25 protein-coding genes are annotated in these 25,319 nt (G+C 59.7%); 13 read left to right on the top strand and 12 right to left on the bottom strand.

Annotation, left to right across the window (positions count from 1 at the left end):
- The first annotated feature begins 283 nt into the window (after positions 1-283).
- From ffh to trmD, 5 genes are all read left to right on the top strand, one after another.
- Positions 284-1,855 carry a signal recognition particle protein gene (gene ffh / locus ACFSE1_RS12820; protein WP_377401803.1) on the top strand — a complete coding sequence of 524 codons (1,572 nt, stop codon included), beginning with the start codon at positions 284-286 and terminating at the stop codon, positions 1,853-1,855.
- A 19-nt stretch (positions 1,856-1,874) separates the two neighbouring features.
- Positions 1,875-2,195, top strand: coding sequence for a chorismate mutase (locus tag ACFSE1_RS12815; RefSeq protein ID WP_377401801.1), 321 nt, complete (start codon positions 1,875-1,877; stop codon positions 2,193-2,195).
- Between the two features lie 68 nt (positions 2,196-2,263).
- Positions 2,264-2,626, top strand: a complete 363-nt coding sequence (gene rpsP, locus ACFSE1_RS12810) for a 30S ribosomal protein S16 (RefSeq protein ID WP_377401798.1) — start codon at positions 2,264-2,266, stop codon at positions 2,624-2,626.
- 249 nt (positions 2,627-2,875) lie between these two features.
- Positions 2,876-3,472, top strand: coding sequence for a ribosome maturation factor RimM (rimM, locus tag ACFSE1_RS12805; protein WP_377401795.1), 597 nt, complete (start codon positions 2,876-2,878; stop codon positions 3,470-3,472).
- Positions 3,473-3,478: 6 nt separating this feature from the next.
- Positions 3,479-4,183 (top strand): tRNA (guanosine(37)-N1)-methyltransferase TrmD, encoded by a 705-nt coding sequence (gene trmD, locus ACFSE1_RS12800; protein ID WP_377401792.1) that lies wholly within the window; start codon positions 3,479-3,481, stop codon positions 4,181-4,183.
- On the opposite strand, the gene ACFSE1_RS12795 is transcribed toward trmD, so the two are convergent.
- The gene (locus tag ACFSE1_RS12795) at positions 4,165-4,911 is read right to left on the bottom strand and encodes a sulfite exporter TauE/SafE family protein (protein ID WP_377401789.1); all 747 of its coding nucleotides are present in this window, start codon (positions 4,909-4,911) and stop codon (positions 4,165-4,167) included. The two genes, trmD and ACFSE1_RS12795, sit on opposite strands and share 19 nt — an antisense overlap.
- Positions 4,912-5,220: 309 nt before the next feature.
- On the opposite strand from ACFSE1_RS12795, the gene rplS reads away from it, so the two are divergent.
- On the top strand, positions 5,221-5,742 hold the full coding sequence (rplS, locus tag ACFSE1_RS12790; protein ID WP_377401786.1) for a 50S ribosomal protein L19: 522 nt from the start codon (positions 5,221-5,223) through the stop codon (positions 5,740-5,742).
- Positions 5,743-5,900: 158 nt separating this feature from the next.
- Here rplS and blaOXA read toward each other — a convergent pair whose 3' ends face one another.
- From blaOXA to ACFSE1_RS12775, 3 genes are all read right to left on the bottom strand, one after another.
- Complete coding sequence (gene blaOXA / locus ACFSE1_RS12785; RefSeq protein WP_377401783.1) at positions 5,901-6,710, bottom strand: class D beta-lactamase; 810 nt, start codon at positions 6,708-6,710, stop codon at positions 5,901-5,903.
- Between the two features lie 68 nt (positions 6,711-6,778).
- Complete coding sequence (locus ACFSE1_RS12780; RefSeq protein ID WP_377401780.1) at positions 6,779-7,282, bottom strand: nuclear transport factor 2 family protein; 504 nt, start codon at positions 7,280-7,282, stop codon at positions 6,779-6,781.
- A 130-nt stretch (positions 7,283-7,412) separates the two neighbouring features.
- Positions 7,413-8,693 (bottom strand): MFS transporter, encoded by a 1,281-nt coding sequence (locus ACFSE1_RS12775; RefSeq protein ID WP_377401777.1) that lies wholly within the window; start codon positions 8,691-8,693, stop codon positions 7,413-7,415.
- Positions 8,694-8,862: 169 nt separating this feature from the next.
- On the opposite strand from ACFSE1_RS12775, the gene ACFSE1_RS12770 reads away from it, so the two are divergent.
- Positions 8,863-9,669 carry a transporter substrate-binding domain-containing protein gene (locus tag ACFSE1_RS12770; RefSeq protein WP_377401774.1) on the top strand — a complete coding sequence of 269 codons (807 nt, stop codon included), beginning with the start codon at positions 8,863-8,865 and terminating at the stop codon, positions 9,667-9,669.
- Complete coding sequence (locus ACFSE1_RS12765; protein WP_377401771.1) at positions 9,666-10,478, top strand: amino acid ABC transporter permease; 813 nt, start codon at positions 9,666-9,668, stop codon at positions 10,476-10,478. Before ACFSE1_RS12770 ends, ACFSE1_RS12765 begins: the two co-directional genes overlap by 4 nt.
- 19 nt (positions 10,479-10,497) lie before the next feature.
- Here the strand turns inward: ACFSE1_RS12765 and ACFSE1_RS12760 are convergent, their stop codons facing one another.
- Positions 10,498-11,517, bottom strand: coding sequence for a diguanylate cyclase domain-containing protein (locus ACFSE1_RS12760; protein ID WP_377401768.1), 1,020 nt, complete (start codon positions 11,515-11,517; stop codon positions 10,498-10,500).
- Between the two features lie 133 nt (positions 11,518-11,650).
- On the opposite strand from ACFSE1_RS12760, the gene ACFSE1_RS12755 reads away from it, so the two are divergent.
- The 3 genes from ACFSE1_RS12755 to ACFSE1_RS12745 all read left to right on the top strand — a co-directional run bounded on the left by ACFSE1_RS12755 (position 11,651) and on the right by ACFSE1_RS12745 (position 14,275).
- On the top strand, positions 11,651-11,773 hold the full coding sequence (locus tag ACFSE1_RS12755) for a hypothetical protein (RefSeq protein WP_377401765.1): 123 nt from the start codon (positions 11,651-11,653) through the stop codon (positions 11,771-11,773).
- Between the two features lie 79 nt (positions 11,774-11,852).
- Positions 11,853-13,262 carry a 3-isopropylmalate dehydratase large subunit gene (gene leuC / locus ACFSE1_RS12750; protein WP_377401762.1) on the top strand — a complete coding sequence of 470 codons (1,410 nt, stop codon included), beginning with the start codon at positions 11,853-11,855 and terminating at the stop codon, positions 13,260-13,262.
- A gap of 182 nt (positions 13,263-13,444) precedes the next feature.
- Positions 13,445-14,275, top strand: a complete 831-nt coding sequence (locus ACFSE1_RS12745) for an EamA family transporter (RefSeq protein WP_377401759.1) — start codon at positions 13,445-13,447, stop codon at positions 14,273-14,275.
- Between the two features lie 53 nt (positions 14,276-14,328).
- On the opposite strand, the gene ACFSE1_RS12740 is transcribed toward ACFSE1_RS12745, so the two are convergent.
- On the bottom strand, positions 14,329-16,323 hold the full coding sequence (locus ACFSE1_RS12740; RefSeq protein ID WP_377401756.1) for a PhoX family protein: 1,995 nt from the start codon (positions 16,321-16,323) through the stop codon (positions 14,329-14,331).
- A gap of 95 nt (positions 16,324-16,418) precedes the next feature.
- Positions 16,419-16,961 (bottom strand): L,D-transpeptidase family protein, encoded by a 543-nt coding sequence (locus ACFSE1_RS12735; protein ID WP_377401753.1) that lies wholly within the window; start codon positions 16,959-16,961, stop codon positions 16,419-16,421.
- A gap of 115 nt (positions 16,962-17,076) precedes the next feature.
- On the opposite strand from ACFSE1_RS12735, the gene ACFSE1_RS12730 reads away from it, so the two are divergent.
- Both ACFSE1_RS12730 and ACFSE1_RS12725 read left to right on the top strand, forming a co-directional pair.
- Positions 17,077-17,760 (top strand): response regulator transcription factor, encoded by a 684-nt coding sequence (locus tag ACFSE1_RS12730; RefSeq protein ID WP_377401750.1) that lies wholly within the window; start codon positions 17,077-17,079, stop codon positions 17,758-17,760.
- A 14-nt stretch (positions 17,761-17,774) separates the two neighbouring features.
- Complete coding sequence (locus ACFSE1_RS12725; RefSeq protein ID WP_377401747.1) at positions 17,775-18,230, top strand: cyclic nucleotide-binding domain-containing protein; 456 nt, start codon at positions 17,775-17,777, stop codon at positions 18,228-18,230.
- Here the strand turns inward: ACFSE1_RS12725 and ACFSE1_RS12720 are convergent.
- From ACFSE1_RS12720 to ACFSE1_RS12700, 5 genes are all read right to left on the bottom strand, one after another.
- Positions 18,223-18,972, bottom strand: coding sequence for an SDR family oxidoreductase (locus ACFSE1_RS12720; RefSeq protein WP_377401744.1), 750 nt, complete (start codon positions 18,970-18,972; stop codon positions 18,223-18,225). The two genes, ACFSE1_RS12725 and ACFSE1_RS12720, sit on opposite strands and share 8 nt — an antisense overlap.
- Before the next feature lie 81 nt (positions 18,973-19,053).
- The gene (locus ACFSE1_RS12715; RefSeq protein ID WP_377401741.1) at positions 19,054-19,854 is read right to left on the bottom strand and encodes an exodeoxyribonuclease III; all 801 of its coding nucleotides are present in this window, start codon (positions 19,852-19,854) and stop codon (positions 19,054-19,056) included.
- A gap of 325 nt (positions 19,855-20,179) precedes the next feature.
- Positions 20,180-20,767, bottom strand: coding sequence for an outer membrane lipoprotein carrier protein LolA (locus tag ACFSE1_RS12710; RefSeq protein ID WP_377402213.1), 588 nt, complete (start codon positions 20,765-20,767; stop codon positions 20,180-20,182).
- 226 nt (positions 20,768-20,993) lie between these two features.
- Entirely contained in the window at positions 20,994-23,651 is a 2,658-nt protein-coding gene (locus ACFSE1_RS12705; RefSeq protein ID WP_377401738.1) for an FtsK/SpoIIIE family DNA translocase, read from the bottom strand.
- Positions 23,652-23,931: 280 nt separating this feature from the next.
- Positions 23,932-25,296, bottom strand: a complete 1,365-nt coding sequence (locus ACFSE1_RS12700; protein ID WP_377401735.1) for an ammonium transporter — start codon at positions 25,294-25,296, stop codon at positions 23,932-23,934.
- Positions 25,297-25,319 lie beyond the last annotated feature (23 nt).

The raw sequence follows: 25,319 nt of genomic DNA, 5'->3' as shown, positions 1-25,319 counted from the left end.
GGATCACCAGCCATCAGGCCCTTGGGCAGGTCATCCATCCGGCGTGAAACGCTTGAAACCCTTGACTCACGCCCGCTTCTCCTGTTTAAGCGGCGCGATCTGCTGAAAGTCGAAGTACTTTAGCCGCCGACCGGGACCCGCAAAGGTATAAAGAGATCCCGGAGGTTAACACCCGACAGCGCGTTGCGCCCTCGGGTGCTTTTTGGCTATGCGTCTTGTTTTTCGGCAGTAGAGACCCGACGTTTCCGGTCTATCCCCGGTCAACGTCTAGAAGGATGAAACGATGTTCGAAAACCTCCAGGACCGTCTTGGCTCCATCTTGAGTGGACTGACCGGCCGTGGCGCGCTCTCCGAGGCCGATGTCTCGGCGGCCATGCGCGAGGTTCGCCGTGCGCTTCTGGAAGCGGACGTGGCGCTGGAAGTCGTTCGCTCCTTTACGGATCGCGTTCGTGAGAAAGCCGTTGGCGCTTCCGTTCTGAAATCGATCAAGCCCGGCCAGATGGTCGTGAAGATCGTTCATGACGAGCTCATCGAAATGCTGGGCTCCGAAGGCGTTTCCATCGATCTGAATGCGCCTGCCCCGGTCGTGATCATGATGGTCGGTTTGCAGGGCTCGGGCAAGACCACCACCACCGGCAAGATTGCCAAGCGCCTGACGGATCGCGACCGCAAGAAGGTGCTGATGGCATCGCTCGACACGCGCCGCCCCGCCGCGCAGGAGCAGTTGCGCCAGCTCGGCATTCAGACGGGTGTCGATACCCTGCCGATCATTGCCGGCCAGTCGCCCACCGATATTGCCTCTCGCGCCGTACAGGCGGCAAAGCTCGGCGGCCACGATGTCGTGATCCTCGATACGGCGGGCCGTACGCATATCGACGAGCCGCTGATGGCGGAAATGGCCGAGATCAAGGCCCGCTCCAAGCCACACGAAATTCTGCTGGTCGCGGATTCGCTGACTGGTCAGGACGCCGTCAATCTCGCCCGCAATTTCGATGAGCGCGTCGGCATTACCGGCCTCGTGCTGACCCGTATGGACGGCGATGGCCGTGGCGGTGCCGCCCTTTCCATGCGCGCCGTCACCGGCAAGCCGATCAAGCTGATCGGTATCGGCGAAAAGATGACGGAACTCGACGAGTTCCATCCGCGCCGGATCGCCGACCGTATTCTCGGCATGGGCGATATTGTTTCGCTGGTCGAGAAGGCCGCCGAGAACATTGACGCCGAAAAGGCGCGCGCCATGGCCGAGAAGATGGCCAAGGGCAAGTTCGACCTGAACGACCTGGCCGAGCAGCTTCGCCAGATGAAGGCCATGGGCGGCATGGGCGGCATCATGGGCATGATGCCGGGCATGGCTGGCATGAAGGACAAGCTGGCCGCTTCCGGCATGAACGACAAGGTATTCGACCGCCAGCTGGCGATCATCTCCTCGATGACCAAGGCCGAGCGCGCCAATCCCGATATCCTCAAGCACTCCCGCAAGAAGCGCATTGCCGCCGGTTCCGGCACGGATGCTGCCGAAATCAACAAGCTTCTGAAAATGCATCGCCAGATGGCCGACATGATGAAAGCCATGGGCGGCAAAGGCAAAGGCGGCATGATGAAGCAGTTGATGGGCGGCCTTGCCGGCAAGATGGGACTTGGTGGCCTGGGGGGCGGAATGCCGGACCTTTCCAGCATGGACCCGAAGCAGCTGGAAGCGCTGGCCAAGCAGGCGGAAGCCGCCGGTTTCAAGCCGGGCTCCATGCCTGGACTGCCGGGTGGCCTTCCCGGTGGTGGTTTGCCGGGTCTCGGCGGCGCAAAGCTTCCGGGTCTGGGCGGCATGCCCGGCCTGCCGGGCTTCCCGAAGAAGAAGTAAGGCTTAAAGGAACGCCAGCATGATCGATCCGAAAGTCAAGGACCAGTTGAGCCGCTACCGCCAGTCGATCGACAATATCGACGCGGCCCTGGTGCATATGCTGGCGGAACGCTTTCGTTGCACAAAGGAAGTGGGCGTTCTGAAAGCACATTACGATTTGCCGCCGGCCGACCCGTCGCGCGAGGAATACCAGATCGAGCGTTTGCGCCGTCTTGCAAAGGACGCGGAACTCGATCCGGATTTTGCGGAGAAGTTCCTGAATTTCATTATCAAGGAAGTGATCCGTCATCATGAAGCCATTGCCGCCGAACATGGCGGCGTAACCGAAAAGACCGCCTGACGGCGGCCTCAACACCATACAGCCCGTCGAAGAAGGCGGCCTGAACAGAAAAACCTAAGGAGTTTGAAATGTCCCTGAAGATCCGTCTCGCCCGTGGTGGTTCCAAGAAACGCCCTTACTACCACGTTGTTATTGCTGACGCCCGTTCGCCGCGCGATGGCCGTTTCATCGCCACTGTAGGCCACTGGAACCCGATGCTCGGCAAGGACAGCGACCAGCGCGTCGTTCTCGATGCTGACGCCATCAAGGCCTGGGTTGCCAAGGGTGCACAGCCGACAGACCGCGTTCTGCGCTTCATGGCAGAAGCTGGCCTTGCAGAGCGTGACGCTCGCAACAACCCGAACAAGGCAAAGCCGGGCAAGAAGGCTCAGGAGCGCGCTGCCGAGAAGGCTCAGAAGGCTGCAGAAGCCGCTGAAGCTGCTGCTGAATAATTCACCCTCGGGTGCAAAATGCCAATGAGCGGGTGGCGTGGCAACACGCCGCCCGCTTTGTTGTTTCAGCTTTCGGTTTTCATCGCGCGAAATCCGGGGTAGAGCGTTCAGCGAAACCTGATGCGTGTTGCAATCTTCGAGATTTTCTCCCCTTGAGATTGGCTCTGCACGCTTCAACCTTTTGTTTTGACGCATATCGTTTCCGCAAAACCGCTACACACTTTTGCGCGACATGCTCTGGGTGATGAGATGGCAAAACTGGAAAATCCCATTCTGATGGCGGTGATCGGCGCGGCGCAGGGCCTGCGCGGAGAAGTGCGCGTGCGTGCCTTTACCGAAGATCCGACCGCGATTGGCGATTATGGCAACCTGCACAGCGCGGACGGCCGGGTTTTCGAAATCCTCGAAATTCGCGAGGCGAAAAACGTCGTTATCGTGCGCTTCCGCGGCGTGAACGACCGCAATGCGGCAGAAGCGCTGAACGGTCTTGAACTGTTCATCGACCGCGACAACCTGCCGGACGACGAGCTGGAAGAGGACGAATTCTACTATGCCGATCTTGAGGGCCTTGAAGCAGTCGATGCCGAGGGCACAAGCTATGGCACGGTGAGCGGCGTTTTCGATTTTGGTGCCGGCGACCTTCTGGAGCTGAAAGGGCCTGGCCGCCGCCCGGCGCTCATTCCCTTTTCCGAAGCCGCCGTGCTGGAGATCGACCTGGAAAACGGCAGGCTTCTCATCGACCCGATGGCCGCAGGCTTGATCGATACGCCGGACACGGACCTGCCCCCGCCGGACGGCAAGCCGAAAGGCGACAAGCCGCAGAAAAAGAAGCCGAAGGAAGACTGATAGCCCATGTCGACGCCCTTCCTTGCGACGGTTCTGACGCTCTACCCGGAAATGTTTCCCGGCCATCTTGGCCACTCCCTCGCAGGCAAGGCGATGGAACGGCAGGACTGGGCGCTGGAGACCGTGCAGATCCGCGACTTTGCGACAGACAAGCACCGGACGGTAGACGATACCCCCGCAGGCGGCGGTGCGGGCATGGTGTTGAAGCCGGATGTGCTGGCACGCGCCATCGATTCCGTGGCCGATGATACGCGTCCGCGCCTGCTGATGAGCCCGCGAGGCAAGCCTTTGAGCCAGGAGCGTGTTCGCCAACTGGCGGAAGGCAAAGGGGTGGTGATTGTCTGCGGCCGTTTCGAGGGTGTTGACCAGCGCGTAATCGAGGCGCGCCAGCTGGAGGAAGTCTCCATCGGCGACTACATTCTCTCCGGCGGCGAACCTGCGGCCCTGACGCTGCTGGATGCCGTGGTTCGCATTCTGCCGGGCGTCATGGGCAATGCTCTATCCGGCACGCATGAAAGCTTCGAGACCGGCCTTCTGGAACATCCGCACTATACCCGCCCGCAGGATTTCGAGGGCCGGACAATCCCGGCCGTTCTGACCTCCGGCAATCACGCAGCCATCGAAAAATGGCGTCATGAGCAGGCGCTGGCGCTGACGAAGGAACGTCGCCCGGATCTGCTGGAAAAATCGCCTCAGCCCGTGACGAAGTAATAGATGGTCAGCGCGATGCCGACACAGATGACCAGCACGCGCATGACCGTTTGCGGCACGCGCCGGGCAAGCCAGACGCCCGCATAGCCACCGGCAGCAACCGCCGGGATCATGACCAGGGCCTGCGCCCAGCCGACCACGCCGCCACTGACAAAGACCACGATAGCAACGGCTGCAATGACCGTGGCCAGCAGGTTCTTCAGCGCATTCATGTGGTGATAGGAGCCGCCGGTGGTCAGCCCCAGCACCGCCAGCATCATGATGCCCATTCCAGCCCCGAAGAAGCCGCCATAAATGGAGGTGAGAAACTGGCCGATGAGCGAGGCAGGCGAGCTTGATGAACGCTCCTGCGAGGCTTTCGGCTTCAACAAAGGCCCTGCCGCGAAGATGGCCGTGGCCGCTGCCAGAAGCCAGGGCACCATGGCGCGGAAGGAGGGATTATCCAGCGCAAGCAGGATAAGCGCACCACCCAGCCCGCCCAACGCCGAAACAATGGTGAGAGCGACAGCGCTTCTCCAGCGCTTCAGAAGCTCGCCCTTATAGGCCAGGGTGGAGGTAATGTAGCCGGGAAACTGGACGATGGATGAGGTGGCATTGGCCGAAATCGGCGGCAAACCGGCGAGCGTGAGCGCACCGAAGGTGAGAAACGTGCCGCCACCGGCAATGGCATTCACCGCACCGGACAGGAAGCCCGAGACGAACAGCAGCAGAATGATCGATAATGTCACACCATGTCCTCCCCCATATGGAGCCCGATCCTCCCACCGATCAGGCTCTTCGCAGATAACCGCCGTTACCTGATGCCACAAGCGAAGATTAGGGCTTTCTGACAGTTGAATCTTCCGCGAGGCGGGGTGACAAGCGTGACAGTTTGGTGTAAAGGCCGACGCGGAAATGGGAGTTGCTCCCGTTGACCGCAACAAAGAATGACGAATCCGCTCCTGCCTGACGGTTTTCAGATGGCACGGTTCCAAGGTTTCATCCAAGGTTCCGACGCTTGAGCGCTCTGGTCGTTTCAGAAGAACCTAGAGGTTAACATGACCAACATCATCGCTCAGCTGGAAGCCGAACAGGCTGCCAAGATCGAAGCCAAGCGCAAGCTGCCTGAATTTTCTCCTGGCGACACGCTGCGCGTCAACGTTACCGTTCGCGAAGGTAACCGTACCCGCGTACAGGCCTACGAAGGCGTTTGCATCGCTCGTTCCGGCGGCGGCATCAACGAAAGCTTCACCGTTCGCAAGATCTCCTACGGCGAAGGCGTCGAGCGCGTATTCCCGGTTTACTCCCCGCTGGTTGACAGCGTTGAAGTGATCCGTCGCGGTAAGGTTCGCCGTGCGAAGCTCTACTACCTGCGCGACCGTCGCGGTAAGTCTGCTCGTATCGTCGAGAACACCGGCACCCGCGCCCGCAAGCTCAACGAAGCTGAACGCGCTGCCGCTGCTGAAGAGCGCGCACGTCTGGAAGCTGAAAAGGTTGCAGCAGCACAGGCTCTGGCCGCCGAAAAGGCAGCAGCAGAAGCCGCTGAAAAGGCTGCCGCTGCCGAAGGTGCAGCAGAATAAGTCATCCTCTACAGCGTCGTGCGTTTTATCAAACGCACAAAGGACGCTGTAACACTATAAATCTGCTGCATAATTTTCACCTTAAATCGATTCTGATTTAAAGAATTATGCAGTAGGGGATGTGACAAAGGCGGGCTTGATGCCCGCCTTTTTTGTTTCTACTCCACCGCACGCAAGGCGGCAGGAAGTTCGTTCAGAATGGCCGTACGGGCTCTGGCGCTGGCCGAACCCGGCAGCTTCTTCTCATCCTGGATCAACCGCGCGAACACGACCTTCCGATCTCCCTGTTCTGCAAAGCCAACGAACCAGCCCCAGGGCCGCGCATAATCGAACTCACCGCTCGCTGAACGGGGATAGGCCATGCCCGTCTTGCCCTTGACCTGCCAGCCAGCTGCATCAATCGGGAAACGCTCCATGGAGGCAATCGCCTGCTCCATGGCCTGCGGTGCGACAGGCAGGCTGCGCTTGGCGAGCTTCTGCAGAAAGGCGATCTGCTCCTGCGGCGAGATTTTCAACGATGAGGCAATCCACGCACGCTCAAGCCCGTTGTTCTTGCCCGGATCGCCGGAGAAATCGGCATTGCCGTAGCCGAACCTGCGGGCGTAATCGGTGAGCTTTTCCTCACCCAGCGCATGGGTGATGCGTTGCGAAAACCAGACGACGGAATATTTCAGCCAATGCTCGGGATCCGTTGGCTTCTTCCACTCGGCCCCGCCCCAATCTGGATCGCCCTTCCTGAAATCGAGCACCGGCGCATGCGGGCTTTTCAGAAAGCTGGAATCAAAGCCGATAACGGCAAGCGGGATCTTGAAGGTGGAGGCGGGTGTGACGCGGCGGGCGCAATCGCCCTCTTGCCGAAGCACCTTGCCGCTTGCGGCATCTGCCACCATGGTGCAGATGGTTTCCGCACTCGCGGGCGCGCCCGCAGCACTGGTGAGAACTGCGGCCGCAACCAGATAAATACGCATGGCTTGTCTCTCCTCTCAAACTTGCCAGCCTGTTTTGGCTGCACAAGATGTCGAGAAAGGGATTCAGCTCACATTTTTACGGCAGAATCCCAATGTTCGTCTGCCTTGCCGTCCTTGATGCGCCAGGTGTCATACCAGGTCGTCGTGTAGGTTTTCGACGGATCCTTGGGATCCTTCTCCGTCCGCACCATGGCAACCGTCACCAGATCGCCTTCCGCCTGCACGAAGACCACCGGCGTCTTGATCTTGTCCGGGATGGGCGTCGGCTGAACCTTCAAGACCTTGGTGAAGAAATCGACCACGCCCTGACGGCCAGAGGCCGCATTCGGATTGTGCTGGATATAGCGCTCGGTGAGGTAATCCCCCGCTCTATCCCAGTGATTGGCTTCCAGAAGATCGCGGATGATCTTGTACACCACCTGCTTGTTGGCATGCAGCTGCGGATCGGGGCTGGTGAACAGAGCCTCCTTGTCGGCAGCTTCAACAACGGCTTCCTGCGCGGAGGCAGAGCTTGCGGCGAATGCACCAACGGAGGCGGTGGCAAGGAAGAGGGCACTAAAGAGGGACTTCATGAAATATCTCCGGCTTGGAATGGAACCGGAAAATAGGCATGTCTGGCGGGTGAAAAAAGGAGGCACATTCCGTGCCCATGGTTCCCGGCAGGGAACCGACCCCGGCAGAGGCTGCCGGGGTCGCACCGCATCAGATGACAGCGGCGCGTTTCTTCGCCAGCATTCTGCCCACCATGATGACCAGCACGCCCGCAGCCGCAAGGCAGGCAGACAGGAAGAACATGGGCGCAATGGTGCTGCCGGTTGAGTCCTTGATCCACGGCACGACATTCTGCGCAATAAAGCCGCCGAGATTGCCGACGGAATTGATGGCGGCAATGCCGGCTGCGGCCCCTGCCCCTTTCAGGAAACGACCGGGCAACGACCAGAACACCGGCTGACCGGCAAAGATTCCGGCAGCGGCGATGCACAGCAGCGTGAACTGCACCACAGGCGCGGTGACAATGGCCGAGAGCGCAAGGCAGATGGCACCAATGAAGGCAGGCCCGACGATATAGGGCGTCTTGTTTTCCGTCTTGTCGGCGGCGGACGGGATGATCCAGAGCGCCAGCGCCACGATGAGCCACGGAATGATATTGATGATGCCGTTCATGGTATTGGACACGCCAAAACCCTGCACAATGGTCGGCAGCCAATAGCTGAGACCATAGGCGGCGAGCGGAAAGCCGATATAGCAAAGCGACATCAGGAGAACGCGCGGATTGACGAGCGCCTTGAAGCCGTTATCGGCATGCTCGTCCATGCCAGAATTTTCAGCCGCCAGACGATCACGCAGCCACTGCTTTTCCGCATCGGTCAGGAAGTGGGCCTTGTCCGGCGTATCATCCAGATAGAAGTAGGTGAAAACGCCCGCAACAACCGCCGGAACGCCGGTGGCGAGAAACACCCATTCCCAGCCAGCCAGGCCCAGCAGGCCATCCAGATCGAGAAGCACGCCGCCCAGCGGCGCACCGATTGCATTGGCAAAGGCGCTGAAGATCATGAAGAGACCGACCATGCGGCCGCGGTAATCCTTGGGGAACCAGAGGGTCAGCAGATAGAGGACGCCGGGAAAGAAGCCAGCCTCCGCAAGCCCCAGAAGAAAGCGCAGGATGTAGAACATCGTCGCATTCTGGGTAAATGCCAGCGCCACCGTCACAAGGCCCCAGCTGACCATGATACGGGTAAACCACACACGGGCGCCGAAGCGGTTGAGGAAGAGGTTGCTCGGCACTTCAAAGATAAAATAGCCGACGAAGAAGAGCGACGCGCCCAGACCATAGGCATATTCGCTAAGGCTGAGCGCATCGACCATTTGCAGCTTGGCATAGGACACGTTCTGCCGGTCGATATAGGCGATCAGATAGAGCAGGCCGAGAAACGGCATGAGGCGCCAGGTGATCTTTGCGATCAGCGACTTTTCAGAAACCAAAGGGCTTCCTCCTAAGAATAGATATAGGGCCCCCGTGCCCCGGTGTGTGAGTGGAAATAGCGGAAGCAAGACGCGCGGCAAGAGCAGCCGGCAGACACTTGCGAAAGCAGGCTCTTGCATAGTGGCCCGTTTCCGTGAAAATCACCCCGCCACACATACAGGAGTTCCCATGCTATCCCGCCGTCTGCTTCTCTCCGGTCTCGCAGCGCTGCTTCTCGCGCCCTTTGCCATAGAGCGGGCACAATCGGCGGAACTCCCAGACCTGTCCGGTCGCACCATTGTGGTGGTGACGGAAAACGCCTATCCGCCGCTGCAATTCGTCGATCCGAAAACCGGCACGGCCATGGGCTGGGAATATGATGCGATGAACGAAATCGCCAAGCGCCTGAAGGCCAAGGTGGAATACCGGACCACCGCCTGGGATGCGATGATCCAGTCCGTTTCCGACGGCCAGTTCGACATCGGCATGACCGGCATCACCATCAAGGACGACCGCAAGGAGAAGGTGGATTTTTCCGACCCCTATATGCGCTCGGAGCAGTTCATGCTGGTGCGCGGCGATGAGAAGCGCTTTTCCGATGCAAAGAGCTTTGCCGATACCAAGGATGCCCTGATTGCCGCCCAGCCCGGCACCACGCCGTTCTACACCGCCGTCTATTCCGTTCTGGATGGCAATGAGCAGAACCCGCGCATCAAGCTGTTCGAGACCTTTGGCGCCACGGTTCAGGCACTGAAGACGGGCGATGTGGACATGGTTCTGACCGATGGGACGGCTGGCAAGGGCTATGTCGATGCCTCAGAGGGCGGCTTGAAGCTGGTGGGCGGCCCGCTCGGATCGGAAGATTTCGGCTTCATCTTCAAGAAGGGTTCGGATCTGGTGAAACCGGTCAATGCCGCGATTGCCAGCCTGAAGGCGGACGGCACCTTCGACGCGCTGAACAAGAAGTGGTTCCTCGATTACAAGATGGGCCAATGACAGCCGTAAACAGGGCAAGGCCACCAGCGGATTTCCCCTGGTGGCTGGCCGTTCTCTGCCTGCTCTTCATCACTTTCGCGGCGGTCATTGCAACAGAGGATCTCTATTCGCAGATCTTCCTGACCGTGGCGAAGGGCTTGGGCATTACCGTGAGCGTGGCGCTTCTCGCCTTCTTCCTGGCCTGCCTGCTTGGAATGGGCATTGCACTGGCCAGCCTTTCGCACATGAGATGGCTTCGCCAATCCGCCCGCTTCTATGTGGAGGTCATTCGCGGCCTGCCGATCCTCGTCCTGTTGTTTTACATCGCCTTCGTGGCAGCACCCGGCATTGTTGCCGCCTATAATTATCTCGCTGCGCCCCTCATCGAAAAAGGGCTTATGCCATCGCTGCTGGTGCGGGATTTTTCACTGCTGGCCCGTGCCGTGATGGCACTGACCATTGCCTATAGCGCCTTCATCGCGGAAATCTTCCGCGCTGGCATTGAGGCAATTCCTCAAGGTCAGGTGGAAGCGGCCAAGGCGCTCGGCCTCTCGCGCTTTCAGCGGTTCAGGCTGATCGTGCTGCCGCAGGCGCTGCGCATCGTCTTTCCGCCGCTGTCGAACGATTTCGTCAGCATGGTCAAGGATTCCTCGCTGGTCTCGGTACTCGGCGTGGCCGACATTACCCAGATGGCGAAGGTCTATGCCTCCGGCTCATTCCGGTTTTTTGAGACCTATTCGATCCTCGCCTATGTGTACCTAGCCTTGACGATCAGCCTCTCGCTGGTGCTGCGACGGTTCGAGCAGAAAATGCGATCGCGCTCGGTGTAGAAACGAGCGTGAGGCACGATCAGGCCGCCTGAATGATTGCCCGGTTTCGACCGGCTGCCTTGGCCTGATAGAGTGCGGTATCGACAATCTGCAGGAGCGTGCCGCGATCAAACCTGCCCACACCCGCCAAAGCGCCACCGACACTCAGGCGCGCCTGCAACTGCTTGTCCTTGACGGTGAAGGGAGGGTGAAAAGCCTTCACCAGCCGATCTGCGAGGCCGGACAGGAAGGCGCTATCCGCCACCCGTTCGATGAAGATGGCAAACTCATCGCCACCCATGCGAACCACAATACCGTTCTGCCCAAGCACCGCGCGGATGCGATCCGCCGCCTGCTGAAGAACGGCATCTCCAACATCGTGACCGAAGGTATCGTTGATTGTCTTGAAGCCATCCATATCCAGATAAAGCACACCCAGTTCCGTGCGGCCTATCGAGGCCGCCTGCAACAGTGGATCGACGAGCACAGGAAGTGCTCCGCGATTGTAGAAGCGGGTCAACGGGTCGGTGAGGGCCGCGAGGCGCAGATGCTGCTCGGCCAGCGTCATCTGGAAATTGTTGCGCTGAAGCTTGAGCAGCGCAGAGGCAACCGTGGCAAACCGCACAAGACTATCGACATCGACTGTTTCGACCGGTCGCGGCTCATCGTCCAGCAGGCAGAACGTACCGACGATGAGCCCTCGCTCCAATTCCACCGGGGCCCCTGCATAAAACCTGAGGAATGGCTCCCCTTCCACATAGGGCATCTCCGCCAGTTCCGGCACGTCCCGCATATCCGGCACCACAAGCACTTGCCGGTTCATGACCACACGGTCGCAGATCGTTATCTCCCGCGTGCATTCCGCCAGCATCATACCTGCCTGGGTGGCAATCCGCAGCCAGTCTTCATCCAGAACGTGGATGGCAGCACGCTTGACCGAAAAGATCTTCTGACCAAGTTCCGCCAGTGCCTTCAGCTCGGAGGTGGGGCCAAAGCAGGAAGGATGGATCATGCGAACCGCTTCCAGCCGGTCCATCTCATCTTGTTCGGGGCCGGCCATTCATCCTTCCTTGCAGAGAAGCTAATTTGATAGTTGCTCATAAATGTAGGGCGGCAGGGGAGGCGAAATCAACCTCTCGTGGCTGCGCTGTTTGGCAATTGCCGGAATATTGAAAAACTGCTAGGAAGCCCGCATGGGATCAAAGTTCGGATGCCTTGCGAACCAGTTTATCGTGCTGCAGGACCACAAGCGTCTGCCGGCACGGTTCTTCGCGCGCATTTCCGGCGCTCTGAACAGCCGACTTCGGTGCGCCTGAGCACTTTCGAAAGCGATGGGCAGCGCGTGCTGCCGAGTTCAAAAATCTCATATTTTCCAAGACCAAATGGATGGCAGCCATGAGCGCACCTCGTACTCTCTACGATAAGATCTGGGACGATCACGTCGTCTCGACCGATGACACCGGCACCTGTCTTCTCTACATCGACCGTCACCTCGTTCACGAAGTGACGTCGCCGCAGGCTTTCGAAGGCCTGCGCCTGGCGGGCCGCAAGGTGCGCGCCCCGGAAAAGACGCTGGCTGTTGTGGACCACAATGTTCCGACGACGCCGGACCGCCACACGGGCATCAAGAACGAAGAGAGCCGCGTGCAGGTTGAGGCACTGGCCCAGAACGCCAAGGATTTCGGCGTTGAGTATTACTCGGAGAAGGACAAGCGCCAGGGCATCGTCCACATCGTTGGCCCCGAACAGGGCTTCACGCTTCCCGGCATGACAATCGTGTGCGGCGACAGCCACACCTCCACGCACGGCGCATTCGGCGCGCTGGCGCATGGCATTGGCACGTCTGAAGTGGAGCATGTGCTGGCGACCCAGACGCTGGTGCAGAAGAAAGCCAAGAACATGCTGGTGCGTGTGGATGGCAAGCTGCCGGAAGGCGTGACCGCAAAGGACATCATTCTCGCCATCATCGGCGAAATCGGCACCGCTGGCGGCACAGGCCACGTCATCGAATTTGCGGGCGAAGCCATTCGTTCGCTCTCGATGGAAGGCCGCATGACCGTCTGCAACATGACGATTGAAGGCGGCGCACGCGCTGGCCTGATTGCGCCGGATGAGACGACCTTCGAATACATCAAGGACAAGCCGCGCGCACCGAAGGGCAAGGCCTGGGACATGGCGCTCGACTACTGGAAGACGCTGCATTCCGACGAGGGCGCACACTACGACCGCGTTGTCGTGCTGGACGCCGCCAACCTGCCGCCCATCGTTTCCTGGGGTTCTTCGCCGGAAGACGTGATCTCCGTTCAGGGCGTCGTTCCAAACCCGGACGATATTGCAGACGAGACCAAGCGCGCTTCCAAGTGGCGCGCATTGGACTATATGGGCCTGAAGCCGGGCACGAAGATCACCGATATTGCGGTTGACCGCGTGTTCATCGGTTCCTGCACCAATGGCCGCATCGAAGACCTGCGCGCTGCCGCCAAGGTTGTCGAAGGCCGCAAGGTGGCATCCACCGTATCCGCCATGATCGTTCCGGGCTCCGGCATCGTGAAGGAACAGGCGGAAGCAGAAGGTCTCGACAAGATCTTCAAGGATGCCGGTTTCGAATGGCGTGAACCGGGTTGCTCCATGTGCCTTGCCATGAACGACGACCGCCTGAAGCCGGGCGAGCGTTGCGCCTCCACTTCGAACCGCAACTTCGAGGGCCGTCAGGGCTACAAGGGCCGCACGCACCTTGTTTCGCCGGCCATGGCTGCTGCTGCTGCCATCGAAGGCCACTTCGTCGATATTCGCGAGTGGAAGTAATTTCGGTATCGCCGCGATACCATGAGGCGTTCAGACCGCCGGACCTTCGGGTTCGGCGGTTTTTGTTTGATTGGGAGAAAGATTGACAGGACGGTGAGCTGCTTCCTACTGTCGCCTCATAACGCAGCCGGTTCCCTTCGCATGTCACTCCTGCCCATTCTCACCTGCCTGTGGGCTCATCGATGAGCCCGACCGTCATTGCGCTCGCGCTGACGGCGGCTGTCATGCATGCCAGCTGGAATGCCTTTTTGCGGTCCGGGGCCGACCGTCTCTGGTCCATTACGGTGATGGGCGTGACGGGCATCGTGGCCGCTTTGCCGCTGATGCTTTACTATCCGCTTCCGAGCCTGACGGGCTTTGGCTTCATCCTGACGTCTGCGCTGTTGCAGGTGGCCTACAGCGTCTTCCTTGTTTTCGCCTATCGGCTAGGGGATCTAGGCCAGGTCTATCCCATCGTGCGCGGCTCTGTGCCGCTTCTGGTCTCCTTTGGGGGCTTTCTCATTACCGGGCAGGTTCTGACAGGCGGCCAGCTGATTGGCGTGGCGCTGGTGGCCATCGGCATCATGAGCCTTTCCATCGGACAGCATCGGGCACCCTTGAGCTCCATCCTGTGGGCGCTGCTGACGGGTGTGATCATCGCGACCTATGCCACGGTGGATTCCAACGGAGTGCGCCATTTTGCCGATCCGAAAGCCTATGCCGCCTGGGTTCTCTTCACTTACGGCGTGGCTCTGATCTTGGCCTACACGATCATGCGCGGGCCGTTCCGCATGAATTTGGCCGACCGCGAATGCAAGAAGGCGCTGCTGGCCGGGGTCTTCGTTCTGATCGCCTATGGCGTGGTGATCATTGCCTATTCCATGGGACCGGCAGGCCCGATCACCGCCATTCGCGAAACCAGCGTGGTGTTTGCCATGATTATCGGAAGGCTGTTTCTCGGCGAGACACTGACCCCGAAGCGCATCATCGCCTGCGTGATCGTGGCAGTGGGCGCAATTGCGATCGGGCGATAATAACAGAAGAGGCCCCGCAACCTTCATGATCGCGGGGCCTCGTTTCATCTCAATCAGACGGCAATCTTGCCGCCGCCGATCTTGGTGATGGCCACAACGGCAGGGCGCACCGGCATATCCGGCTTGAAATCCGGCCAGCGGGTGGAGAGGTCTTCGTAGTAGGACGGACGGCCGTGGCCTTCCCAGTCCTCACCGCCATCGCCCGGATGCTGAACGGCAACGAAGGCCGTCTCATCATCCGGCGTGAACAGCGGGCCGCACATTTCAGCGCCGACCGGCACGCGGAAGAAGAGCTTGGACGTTGCGCGGGCCGAACCTTCCGTATCGACAGCCCAGAGGCCATCGGTACGACCGGTACCCTTCGGGCTGTTGCCATCGGTGGCGACCCACAGACGACCGGCGGAATCGACCGCACAGTTATCCGGCATGCCGAACCAGCCATTCTTGGTGGTTTCCGTGGAGAAGGTGGCACCGACTGCTGCGACCGACGGATCGCCGCACTTCAGAAGCACTTCCCACTTGCCTGCAGTCGCGGCGAAGTCGTTGTCGTTTTCGGCAATCTCGATGATGTGGCCGAACGCGTTTTCCGCACGCGGATTGGCGGCATTCACCTGATCCGCCTTGCGCTTGGTGTTGTTCGTCAACATGACATAGACCTTGCCGTTGACGCTGTTGGGCTGGATATCTTCCGGACGGTCCATCTTGGTGGCGCCCAGAAGGTCGCCAGCGCGACGGGTTTCGATCAGCACATCCGCCTGGCTCTTGAAGCCGTTCTCCGCGGTGAGCGGGCCCTGGCCATGAACCATAGGCAGCCACTTCATGGTGCCATCTTCCTCGAACTTGGCGACATAGAGCGTGCCCTTGTCGAGCAGGTCCATATTGGCCTTGCGGTCGTTCGGGTTGAAGGTGCCGTCGGTGACGAACTTGTAGACGTAATCGAAGCGCTCGTCGTCACCGAGATAGAAGACGACCTTGCCGCTTTTCGAAACAATGCTCTCCGCACCTTCGTGCTTGAAGCGGCCCAGCGCCGTGCGCTTCTTCGGCGTCGAGGTCGGATCCATGGCATCGACTTCCACGATCCAGCCGAAGCGGTTCGGCTCGTTCGGCTCCTTGGAAAGATCGAAGCGGTCGTAGAAGTTGCCCCACTCGTAGGAGCCTTCCGGCACGCCGTAACGCTTGTAGTTGGCGGCCTCGGCGTGTCCTTCCGGCAGCTTGCCCTGGAAGTAGCCGTGGAAGTTCTCTTCCGCCATGATGTAGGTGCCCCACGGGGTCACCCCGCCCGCACAGTTGTTCAGCGTGCCAAACACCTTCGTGCCGGTCGGATCGGCCGAGGTCTTCAGGCGATCATGGCCAGCAGCAGGGCCGGTGATTTCCATGGCCGTGTTGGAGGTGATGCGACGGTTCATCTTGCCGTCCGTCACCGGCTTCCACTTGCCATCGACCTTGCGGATTTCGATGATCGTGCCGCCATGGGCCGCCATCTCGACATCCACCTGCTCCTTGGAAAGCTTGCCCTGGCTGATCTTGCCATCGACAACCTTCACCAGACCGGGGAACATGAGATGCGGATTGGTGTATTCGTGGTTCACGACCAGAAGGCCATGCGTGGAAGAGCCTTCCAGCGGAATGAAGCCGACATAATCGTTGTTGTAGCCGAACTGCTTCGACTGGGCGTCCGCCGTCTGCTTCAAGGGATCGAATTCCGGAGCGCCCGGCAGGACTGCATCGCCCCAACGCAGGAGAATATCGGCATTATAGCCTTCGGCAACGTGGTGCTTGGCATCCACGCCAGCCTCTACTTCGTTGAAGTTGAAGGCAGAGCCGGCCTTGCCTGCAGCGCGCGCTTCATCGGCGCTCATCAGCGCCACGGGGCTGACGGTGGCTGCAATCGCCGACACGGCAAGCGAACCCTGCAGGAAGTTGCGGCGCGAGAAGCGCTTCGAAATGATCTCGCCCATGGTGGCGTTATCGCTGGCATTGTGGCCTTCACCGTCCGCTTCTTCGAGCTGCGTTGTCGGGAAAGGCTTGTGCGTCATATGTTCGTTCATCGAACGGCCTCCATTTTTTTGGCTGTTTAGAGCCATTCAAACCTAGAGGCGGCATATTTCAGGGATGCGACAGTTTCCCCAAATCCATCCAAATCTCAGAGAACGCGGATCCGCGTGCCCTTGCGCAGATGCGGCAACAGGCGGCGCATATCCTTCACCGAAACGGCAACGCAGCCTGCGGTGGGCTCATAGCCCGGCCTTATGAGATGGAAAAAGATGGCTGAACCACGGTAACGCGCCCGTGATCGGATGTTCCAATCCAGCACCAGACAGACATCATAAAGCCCGTCAGTGCGGTACATTTCCTCATGACTGGCCTTGAAGGGCGCCCGCACAAGGCGGTTATAGGCGGGGTGGCGCGGTGCATCGCACCACAGCATATCCTTACGAATACGCGTGAGCGGCAGAGGGCTTTGAAGCGCGGGAAGCCTGCCGCCCCGGACAAAGCCGCCGAGGAGCTTCATTTCGGCAATGGGTGTCGCGCCATCTCCCTCTCTTTTCCGGCTGCTGCGGCCGCTTCTGCCGATGGCTGCGGGGACACGGATCGGGCCAAGTGCGACCACTGCGCGCGAGCGACTGACGGGGCTTTGATGTACCGTGATGAGCTGCCCCTTGTTCTTGGCCTTTTTCCCACCCATTTTGTCTCACACACAATTGCTTTGGATATGATTTGGTTTGAAATCATAGCACGATGACAGTTGAAGCGAAGCTGCCGAACCATTCGGCATAACCTTAAGGAAGGCGAAGATATCGATGGCAGCGCGGACGGTACTGCTGGTGGATGACGACAACGACCTGCGCGAGACGCTGGTCGAGCAACTTTCGCTCTACGAGGAATTCAGCCTCCTGCAGGAAGCCACGGCGACCAAGGCCATGGCAACCGCCAAGGCAACCCAGGTCGATCTTCTGATCATGGATGTCGGTCTTCCCGATATGGATGGACGGGAAGCTGTGAAGCTGATGCGCAAGGGCGGCTTCAAGGCGCCGATCATCATGCTGACGGGCCATGATACCGATTCCGACACGATCCTCGGGCTGGAAGCCGGTGCCAATGATTACGTGACGAAGCCCTTCCGCTTCGCCGTTCTTCTGGCACGCATGCGCGCGCAGCTTCGCCAATACGAGCAGAGCGAGGATGCGACCTTCACCGTCGGCCCGTACGTGTTCAAGCCAAGCCAGAAGCTTCTGACCACCGATGACGGCAAGAAGATCCGCCTGACGGAAAAGGAAGCCGCCATTATCCGCTATCTGTACCGGGCCGGCCAGAAAGTTGTGACCAGGGATATTCTTCTGGAGGAAGTCTGGGGTTATAACTCCGGCGTCACGACCCATACGCTGGAAACGCATGTCTACCGCCTGCGCCAGAAGATCGAGCGTGATCCCTCGAATGCCGAGATTCTGGTGACGGAAAACGGCGGCTACAAGATCGTACCGTAAAGGCAAAACCGCCGATGGCGCTCAGCGACGACATACAGCTCCTCTCCCAGGTTCCGCTGTTCCAGGGCCTTGATGGCGACCAGCTTCGGCTGATCGCCTTTGGTGCGGAGCGGCGCAATGTGCAAAAGGGGCAAGCCCTGTTTCGCGAGCACTCACCCGCCGAATGCGCCTTCGTCGTCGCGCGCGGGCGCATCGATCTCTACTCCGAAGGCCGCGACGGGATTGCCGAACTGAAGGACCGTGCCGAGCCCGGCACGCTTCTTTCAGAACTGGCGCTGGTGACCATGGTGGAACGCAAGTTCACCGCCATTGCCGCCGAAGATGGAGAAGTGGTGCGCATTCCGCGCACCCTCTTCCACCGTCTGCTGGAAGAATATCCGCAAGTGGCGAGCCTGCTTGAAGCGCGCATTCGCCAGAACATCCTCGATCTGGCGCGGGCGGCAACGGCCATGGCCGGGCGCTTCACTTAACCGCGGAATTGCCCCCGTCTGCGAACAAGGCAGTGCCCGTGACAAAGCTGGAGGCGGGACCGGCCAGGAACAATGCCACTTGCGCTATTTCTTCCGGTTCGGCGATGCGCTTCATGGCGTGGAGACCCGCCGCCCAATCCTTCTGCGCCTGATTGCCCGCCATGCCGGTATCCGTGCCGCCGGGAAGCAAAGCATTGGCGCGGATGTTGCGCGCACCGTAATCGGCAGCAATACCCTTCACCAATCCCATAAGGCCAGCCTTGGCCGCCGCATAGGCCGCCATACCGGGCAGACCAACGCTTGTGCCGACGAAGCTGGACGTGAACACGATGGATCCGCCACCGCGCGCCAGCATGGCCGGAATCTGGACGCGGCTGCCGAGGAAGGCAGCGGTCAGATTGGTTGACAGCGTATGCTGCCAGTCCGCCACGTCAATCTCCGCAAGCGGCCTGATGCTGCCGACCGTGCCTGCATTGTTGAAGGCAATATCGAGACCGCCGAAGGCATCGACCGCTTCAGCCACCATCTTTTCCTGCGTGGTCTCGGCGGCAACATCCCCGGCGACAAGCCGGACACGGCCACCCTGCGCCGTGATGATCTTGCCGACATCATCCAGCGCCTCAAGGCGACGCGCATTCAGCACGACACACGCGCCTTGCGCAGCGAACAGAATAGCCGCCGCTCGCCCGATGCCCGAGGAAGCGCCGGTGATGAGTGCGACCTTGCCTTGCAGAATTCCCATATCAGTCTCCTTTGTTACGGAGACCTTTGATTAGGGAGTGGCGATTGACTGCGACACCCGATTCTTGCCGCAGCGGAACACTCAAAACCTGAAGGTCGCTGTTACCGGCACATGGTCTGACGGGCGGTTCCAGCCGCGGGCTTCCTTCAGCACCTCGATCTTCTCAAGGAAGGGACCGAGATCGGGCGAAGACCAGATATGGTCGAGCCTGCGGCCACGATCTGCCGCCTCCCAGTCCTTCGCGCGGTAGCTCCACCAGGTGTAAAGCTTCTCGGAAGCGGGAACATGCTGGCGCATGAGATCCAGCCATCCACCCTTTTCCATCACGTCCGTCAGCCCTTCGGTCTCGACTGGTGTGTGGCTGACGATCTTCAGCATCTGCTTGTGCGACCAGACATCATGTTCCAGCGGCGCGATGTTGAGATCGCCGACAAGGATGGAGGAGACGCCCGGTGTGGAGGCCTTCAACGCCTTCATCTCTTCCACGAAATCCAGCTTATGGCCGAATTTCGGATTGACGCTGCGGTCCGGCTCATCGCCACCGGCGGGCACGTAGAAGTTATGGATGCGGATGCGGCGCGATCCGCGCTCGAAAATTGCCGAGATATGGCGCGCATCGCCAACCCCGCAATAATCCTGGCGATGGTCTTCCGTCAGCGGCACTTTGGAGAGAATGGCAACGCCGTGATAGCCCTTCTGGCCATGCAGGATGATGTGCTCGTAGCCCATTTTTTGCAGGGGCTCGAGCGGGAATTCCTCCGCCCGGCACTTGATCTCCTGAAGGCAGAGAATGTCCGGCTTTTCGCGCACGATAAACTGCTCAACGATCGGCAAGCGCAAGCGAACCGAATTGATGTTCCAGGTGGTGACGGAAAAGCTCATGCAAAAAACCTCGGACCTTTATGCGCCGAGGTTTAGGCCGTTTTGATGGTGGAGGGCAAGGGCCAGTGAGAGGGCTGCGCCATTTGCAGCCCGTTCAGCGGGGTTACAGAATTGCCGATGGCGTGGCGAAAATGGTGGCGTCGAGAACCGGAGCGGAGCGTACTTGAATGTACGTGAGCACCGGAAGCGCAGACGATGCCATTTGCAGCCCGCCAGCGGGAATTCTCAAAGGCTGTCAGGTTCATACTGAACCACACAGCCTTTGAGATTATTGTTTTCGTTTGTCATTAAGGGAAAACCGGCAACCACTTTTCCCTGACAAACTTTAGAGCTTATGAACCTCGTTGTAAGGAATGGTGAACACCTTATCGTCGAAGCGAACGCCCGTCTGGACATTGTAGATCATGACGGAAGTGTCCTTGCCCTGAACATCGGTGATGGTCCACTGGCGCAGGTCAAAGGTCTTTGGATCGAACATCATGGTGATGGTCGAATCGCCGAACACGGTCTTGTTGCCGAGAACGATGGTGACCAGATCGGACTCTTCCTTGACGTTGCGCACCATCTGGTTCGACAGGTCGATCCTGTTGGCCAGAAGCAGGCTGAGCGGCGTCTTGGACAGGGGATAGATGTCCCACGTCTTCAGCTTGAGATTGCCGATGACCACATTATCGCCATCGGAAATGACGCGAATGGGCGAAGGATCTTCAAAGTTGAAGCGCAGCTTGCCGGGACGCTCGATAAAGAACTTGCCGCCCGTCTGTTCGCCGCGCGGACCGAACTGCACGAATTCACCCATCATCGTCTTCACCGACGAGAAATGATCGGCAATCTTCTGGGCTGTCGCAGAGCTTTGCGCCAGCGCTGGAAAGCCGACGAGAGCGCCAGCGCCAAGACCAGCCAGACCCAGCATGATATGACGGCGGGCAATAAGAGCGTTAGACACACGGGTCGACATGATTGTTATTCTCCTTAGGCGTCGGTCTGGCACGTATCGTTCTGGCCGAAAAACGCGGCGTCTCTGTGACGCTACAATCCGGTAAATTATTTGAGGCAAATGACATGTTCGTCATTGCCGTGATTTTCAAACCCGGCAACGGCGAGATGCTCGATCCGGTTCCCGCACAGGAGCTTCATCATCACCTTTCGATGATATCCGCTTCCGTCGGCACCAGAATCTCACGCTTGCCTGCATGGTTGGCGGGGCCGATGATGCCCTCCTGCTCCATGCGTTCGATCAGCGAGGCCGCACGGTTATAGCCAATGCCCAGCCGCCGCTGGATATAGGAGGTCGATGCCTTGCCATCCCGCAGCACAATGGCGACGGCCTGATCGTAGGGATCTTCCGAATCGGACAGGTTCGCGGTGCCCGCCGGTCCGCCGCCTTCGCCATCCTCATCGTCATCGGCCGTGATGGCATCGAGATATTGCGGGGCCCCTTGCGTCTTGAGGTAAGAGACAATCTCTTCCACCTCATTATCCGAGACAAACGGGCCGTGAACGCGCTGAATGCGCCCGCCACCGGCCATATAGAGCATATCGCCCATGCCCAGCAGCTGTTCAGCACCCTGCTCACCCAGAATGGTGCGGCTGTCGATCTTGGAGGTGACCTGGAAGGAAATGCGGGTGGGGAAATTGGCCTTGATCGTGCCGGTGATGACATCGACCGATGGACGCTGGGTCGCCATGATGACGTGAATACCCGCCGCACGCGCCATCTGCGCCAGGCGCTGCACAGCACCTTCAATATCCTTGCCCGCCACCATCATCAGGTCGGCCATTTCGTCGATGATGACGACGATGTAGGGAATGGGCTTCAGATCGAATTCTTCCGTCTCATAGATCGCCTCCCCCGTCTGGCGGTCGAAGCCGGTCTGGACGGTGCGGGTCAGCACCTCGCCCTTGGCAATGGCCTGTTCCACGCGGCTGTTGAAGCCATCGATGTTGCGAACGCCGATCTTGGACATCTTCTTGTAGCGCTCTTCCATCTCGCGGACGGTCCATTTGAGCGCGACGACAGCCTTCTTCGGATCGGTGACGACCGGAGAAAGCAGGTGCGGGATGCCATCATAGACGGAGAGTTCCAGCATCTTCGGATCGATCATAATGAGACGGCACTTCTCCGGCGACAGGCGATAGAGCAGCGACAGGATCATGGTGTTGATCGCAACCGATTTACCCGAACCCGTGGTGCCGGCGACCAAGAGATGCGGCATCTTGGCAAGGTCTGCAATCACCGGCTCGCCGCCGATGGTCTTGCCAAGCGCCATGGCAAGCTTTGCCTTGCTGCTATCGAAATCCTGGCTGCCGATCAGTTCGCGCAGATAAACGGTTTCGCGGGTCTGGTTCGGAAGCTCGATGCCGATGGCATTTCGCCCCGGAACGACCGCCACACGCGCAGCAATCGCACTCATGGAACGGGCAATATCATCCGCAAGGCCGATGACACGCGAGGACTTGATGCCAGGTGCCGGCTCCAGCTCATACAATGTGACGACCGGACCCGGACGCACGTGAATGATCTCGCCCTTCACGCCGAAATCTTCCAGCACGCCTTCCAGCATACGCGCATTCTGTTCCAGCGCATCGGCAGAGAGTGTTGCATCGCGGGCCACGTGGCGCGGCTCTGCCAGAAGATGCACGGAAGGAAGCTGGAAACCTTCGGGATCGATGAAGGAAGACTGCGCCTCCCGCTGCACGCGCGCACCCGGACGCGGTCCGGCGGCAGGTGCTGCCACGCGGGCAGAACCACGCGGGCTGCGGGCCGAGAAAGCCGGCTCATCATCATCGGACAGAATGCCAGCCGGACGCATCGGCAGATCGTCCTCATCCTCCTCATCGTCATCCACGGCGAGCGAAGGCGGTGCAATGCGCCGCCGCGCCGCCATCACGCCAGACATGGAACTATCCAGCGACGGCTCAAGCCGATCCCCGGCGCGCACCTTGGCGCGAACCGGCTCGTTCAGCTTGCCGAACTCGTCTTCATTGAAATCATACGGTGCCTCATAGGCGGCGGACCGGCTGGAGCTTTTCGGCGGCAGACGCAAAAGACGGCGCATGCGCGCCTGTGTGATGTACCAGTAATGCGCCATGGCCCCGAAGGCCACGAAGTTTCCGAAGCTGAAGCCCTCGTCATCCTCATCCAGATCGGCGGCGGTCAGCGCCTTGCGTCGTGGTGGTGCAAAGGGTGCTTCGTCCTCATCCTCTTCGATTTCCTCGTCTTCATTGCCGATGAGCCCGGCAGAAAAAGCAAGGAAGCCCGCAGTGGGAAGGGCAAACACAACGCCAAGCACCATGGCAAAAGCGCCGGTGGGATAGGTGCCGATGAACAGCGCCGGAAAGCGCAGGATCATATCGCCAATGACGCCGCCGATGCCGTTCGGAATGGGCCAGGTGAGCGGAGCGGGAAAACAGCCAAGCGTGGCAGAACCCATGAAGGTGCCGACACCCCAGGCGGCAAGCCGCGCCGGCAGACGCCGGATGCTGCGCCCGACGATGAGCGCCAACGCCCAGGAGAGCACCGGCAGCAGCGCCAGAATGCTGGCCAGCCCCAGAAACTGCATCATCAGATCGGCAAAGACCGAGCCGGGGAAACCGAGAATATTGGTCGGCACATTATCCGTGGCATAGGAGAAGCTCGGATCGGCGACATTCCAGGTGGCGAGCGCCGCAACCGCAAGAGCAAGCCCGATGAAGATGGCAAATCCCAACAGGGCCAGCACCTGCCGCATGATGAAGGCGACAAGCACATGGCGTGTGGAATGATGCGCCATTGCTGTCGATGAACTTCTGCCCATGATGTCTTGCCCGATGGTCCTGTTTTACGGTCGCTGATGCACGTTCGCAGCGGGACGGCCCGCACGGATTGCGCCTCAATATGAAAAACTAACCCGCTTTTGGTTAACGTGGCTTTAACCACATCAGGAAGGCTCATGTTTACCGCAAAACAAAAAAGCCCAGCCGATGGCGGCTGGGCAAGGCGCGCGGAGCCATTCCGAATGGGACAGGTTTCACATGAGACCTGTTCCGGGGAAGGATGCGCAGGCGCCGCCTCGCATGGAGGCGGCGCGACGACACTCAGGAATGATAGGCCGCTTCGCCGTGCGAGGCGAGATCGAGACCTTCGCGCTCTGCTTCCGCAGGAACACGCAGGCCAATGACGACGTCCACGATCTTGTAGAGGATCAGCGAACCGATGCCGGTCCAGGCGAGCGTGACGAGAACAGCCTTGATCTGGACGAAAACCTGACCGCCCATGGTCTGCTCACCCACATAGCCAACGCCGCCGAGCGATGCGGAAGCGAAGATGCCGGTTGCAATGGCACCGAACATGCCGCCAACGCCGTGAACGCCAAAGACATCTGCCGTGTCGTCATAGCCGAACTTGTTCTTCACGACCGATACGAAGAAGTAGCAGAGCGGAGAAACGATGACGCCCATGACAATGGCGCCCATAGGGCCGACGATGCCAGCAGCCGGAGTGATGGCAACCAGGCCCGCAATCATGCCGGAAGCAGCACCCAGCATGGAGGACTTGCCGCGCGTGATGGCTTCCACAACGCACCAGGAAAGCGTTGCCGCAGCCGTGGCAACGAAGGTGTTGACGGTTGCCAGCATGGCGCCGCCGGAGGCTTCCAGGTTGGAACCGGCGTTGAAGCCGAACCAGCCAACCCACAGCATGGCAGAGCCGACATAGGTCAGCGTCATGGAATGCGGAGCCATCATGTCCTTGCCGTAGCCGATACGCTTGCCGACCATGATCGCGCCGATCAGGCCCGCAACACCGGCATTGATGTGAACGACCGTGCCGCCAGCAAAATCAAGCGCGCCCCAGCCGAAAATCAGGCCGTTGGCATCCCAGACCATGTGGGCGACAGGCAGATAGACGAAGGTGATCCACAATACGCAGAAGAGGACAGCAGCCGAGAACTTGATGCGTTCTGCAAAGGCGCCGACGATGAGCGCTGGCGTGATGGCCGCAAAGGTCATCTGGAACATCACGAAGATGTATTCCGGAATGACGACGCCCTTCGAGAAGGTGGCAGCCGTGGTGGTGGGATCGACACCGGCGAGGAAGAGCTTGGCCGTGCCGCCGAAGAAGGCATTGGTTGCGCCACCGAAGGCGAAGGAATAGCCATAGATCACCCAGATGATCATGGCAGCACAGGCAATCACGGTAACCTGCATCAGAACCGACAGCATGTTCTTGGCGCGAACGAGACCGCCATAGAACAGGCCGAGGCCCGGAATGATCATGAACAGCACGAGAATGGTGCAGATGAACATGAAGGCGGTATCACCCTTCACCGGAACCGGCGCGGCTTCTGCGGCGGCCGCAGCAGCAGGCGCGGCATCCTGCGCAAACGCAATCACCGGTGCCAGAAGCGCCGTGGCGGCGGCACCGGCACTCAGGAGCGAGGTTTGGAACTTGTTGAACGACATCTAGAAAAACTCCCCTGAAACTG

The sequence above is a fragment of the Affinirhizobium helianthi genome (genome assembly GCF_042680945.1).
Classification (GTDB): Bacteria; Pseudomonadota; Alphaproteobacteria; order Rhizobiales; family Rhizobiaceae; genus Neorhizobium; species Neorhizobium helianthi.
Note: the sequence above shows the minus strand (reverse complement) of the source record. Positions and strands in the feature narration are given on the sequence as shown.

Coding starts and splice junctions, on each gene's coding strand:
- ACFSE1_RS12755 (WP_377401765.1), top strand. CDS start 11,651: ATGGGATCAAAGTTCGGATGCCTTGCGAACCAGTTTATCGTGCTGCAG.
- rimM (WP_377401795.1), top strand. CDS start 2,876: ATGGCAAAACTGGAAAATCCCATTCTGATGGCGGTGATCGGCGCGGCG.
- ACFSE1_RS12745 (WP_377401759.1), top strand. CDS start 13,445: ATGAGCCCGACCGTCATTGCGCTCGCGCTGACGGCGGCTGTCATGCAT.
- ACFSE1_RS12725 (WP_377401747.1), top strand. CDS start 17,775: ATGGCGCTCAGCGACGACATACAGCTCCTCTCCCAGGTTCCGCTGTTC.
- rpsP (WP_377401798.1), top strand. CDS start 2,264: ATGTCCCTGAAGATCCGTCTCGCCCGTGGTGGTTCCAAGAAACGCCCT.
- ACFSE1_RS12710 (WP_377402213.1), bottom strand. CDS start 20,767: ATGCTGGGTCTGGCTGGTCTTGGCGCTGGCGCTCTCGTCGGCTTTCCA.
- ACFSE1_RS12720 (WP_377401744.1), bottom strand. CDS start 18,972: ATGGGAATTCTGCAAGGCAAGGTCGCACTCATCACCGGCGCTTCCTCG.
- ACFSE1_RS12740 (WP_377401756.1), bottom strand. CDS start 16,323: ATGAACGAACATATGACGCACAAGCCTTTCCCGACAACGCAGCTCGAA.
- ACFSE1_RS12765 (WP_377401771.1), top strand. CDS start 9,666: ATGACAGCCGTAAACAGGGCAAGGCCACCAGCGGATTTCCCCTGGTGG.
- ACFSE1_RS12780 (WP_377401780.1), bottom strand. CDS start 7,282: ATGAAGTCCCTCTTTAGTGCCCTCTTCCTTGCCACCGCCTCCGTTGGT.
- ACFSE1_RS12735 (WP_377401753.1), bottom strand. CDS start 16,961: ATGGGTGGGAAAAAGGCCAAGAACAAGGGGCAGCTCATCACGGTACAT.
- ACFSE1_RS12815 (WP_377401801.1), top strand. CDS start 1,875: ATGATCGATCCGAAAGTCAAGGACCAGTTGAGCCGCTACCGCCAGTCG.
- trmD (WP_377401792.1), top strand. CDS start 3,479: ATGTCGACGCCCTTCCTTGCGACGGTTCTGACGCTCTACCCGGAAATG.
- ACFSE1_RS12730 (WP_377401750.1), top strand. CDS start 17,077: ATGGCAGCGCGGACGGTACTGCTGGTGGATGACGACAACGACCTGCGC.
- ACFSE1_RS12700 (WP_377401735.1), bottom strand. CDS start 25,296: ATGTCGTTCAACAAGTTCCAAACCTCGCTCCTGAGTGCCGGTGCCGCC.
- blaOXA (WP_377401783.1), bottom strand. CDS start 6,710: ATGCGTATTTATCTGGTTGCGGCCGCAGTTCTCACCAGTGCTGCGGGC.
- leuC (WP_377401762.1), top strand. CDS start 11,853: ATGAGCGCACCTCGTACTCTCTACGATAAGATCTGGGACGATCACGTC.
- ACFSE1_RS12760 (WP_377401768.1), bottom strand. CDS start 11,517: ATGGCCGGCCCCGAACAAGATGAGATGGACCGGCTGGAAGCGGTTCGC.
- ACFSE1_RS12770 (WP_377401774.1), top strand. CDS start 8,863: ATGCTATCCCGCCGTCTGCTTCTCTCCGGTCTCGCAGCGCTGCTTCTC.
- ACFSE1_RS12705 (WP_377401738.1), bottom strand. CDS start 23,651: ATGGGCAGAAGTTCATCGACAGCAATGGCGCATCATTCCACACGCCAT.
- ACFSE1_RS12715 (WP_377401741.1), bottom strand. CDS start 19,854: ATGAGCTTTTCCGTCACCACCTGGAACATCAATTCGGTTCGCTTGCGC.
- ffh (WP_377401803.1), top strand. CDS start 284: ATGTTCGAAAACCTCCAGGACCGTCTTGGCTCCATCTTGAGTGGACTG.
- rplS (WP_377401786.1), top strand. CDS start 5,221: ATGACCAACATCATCGCTCAGCTGGAAGCCGAACAGGCTGCCAAGATC.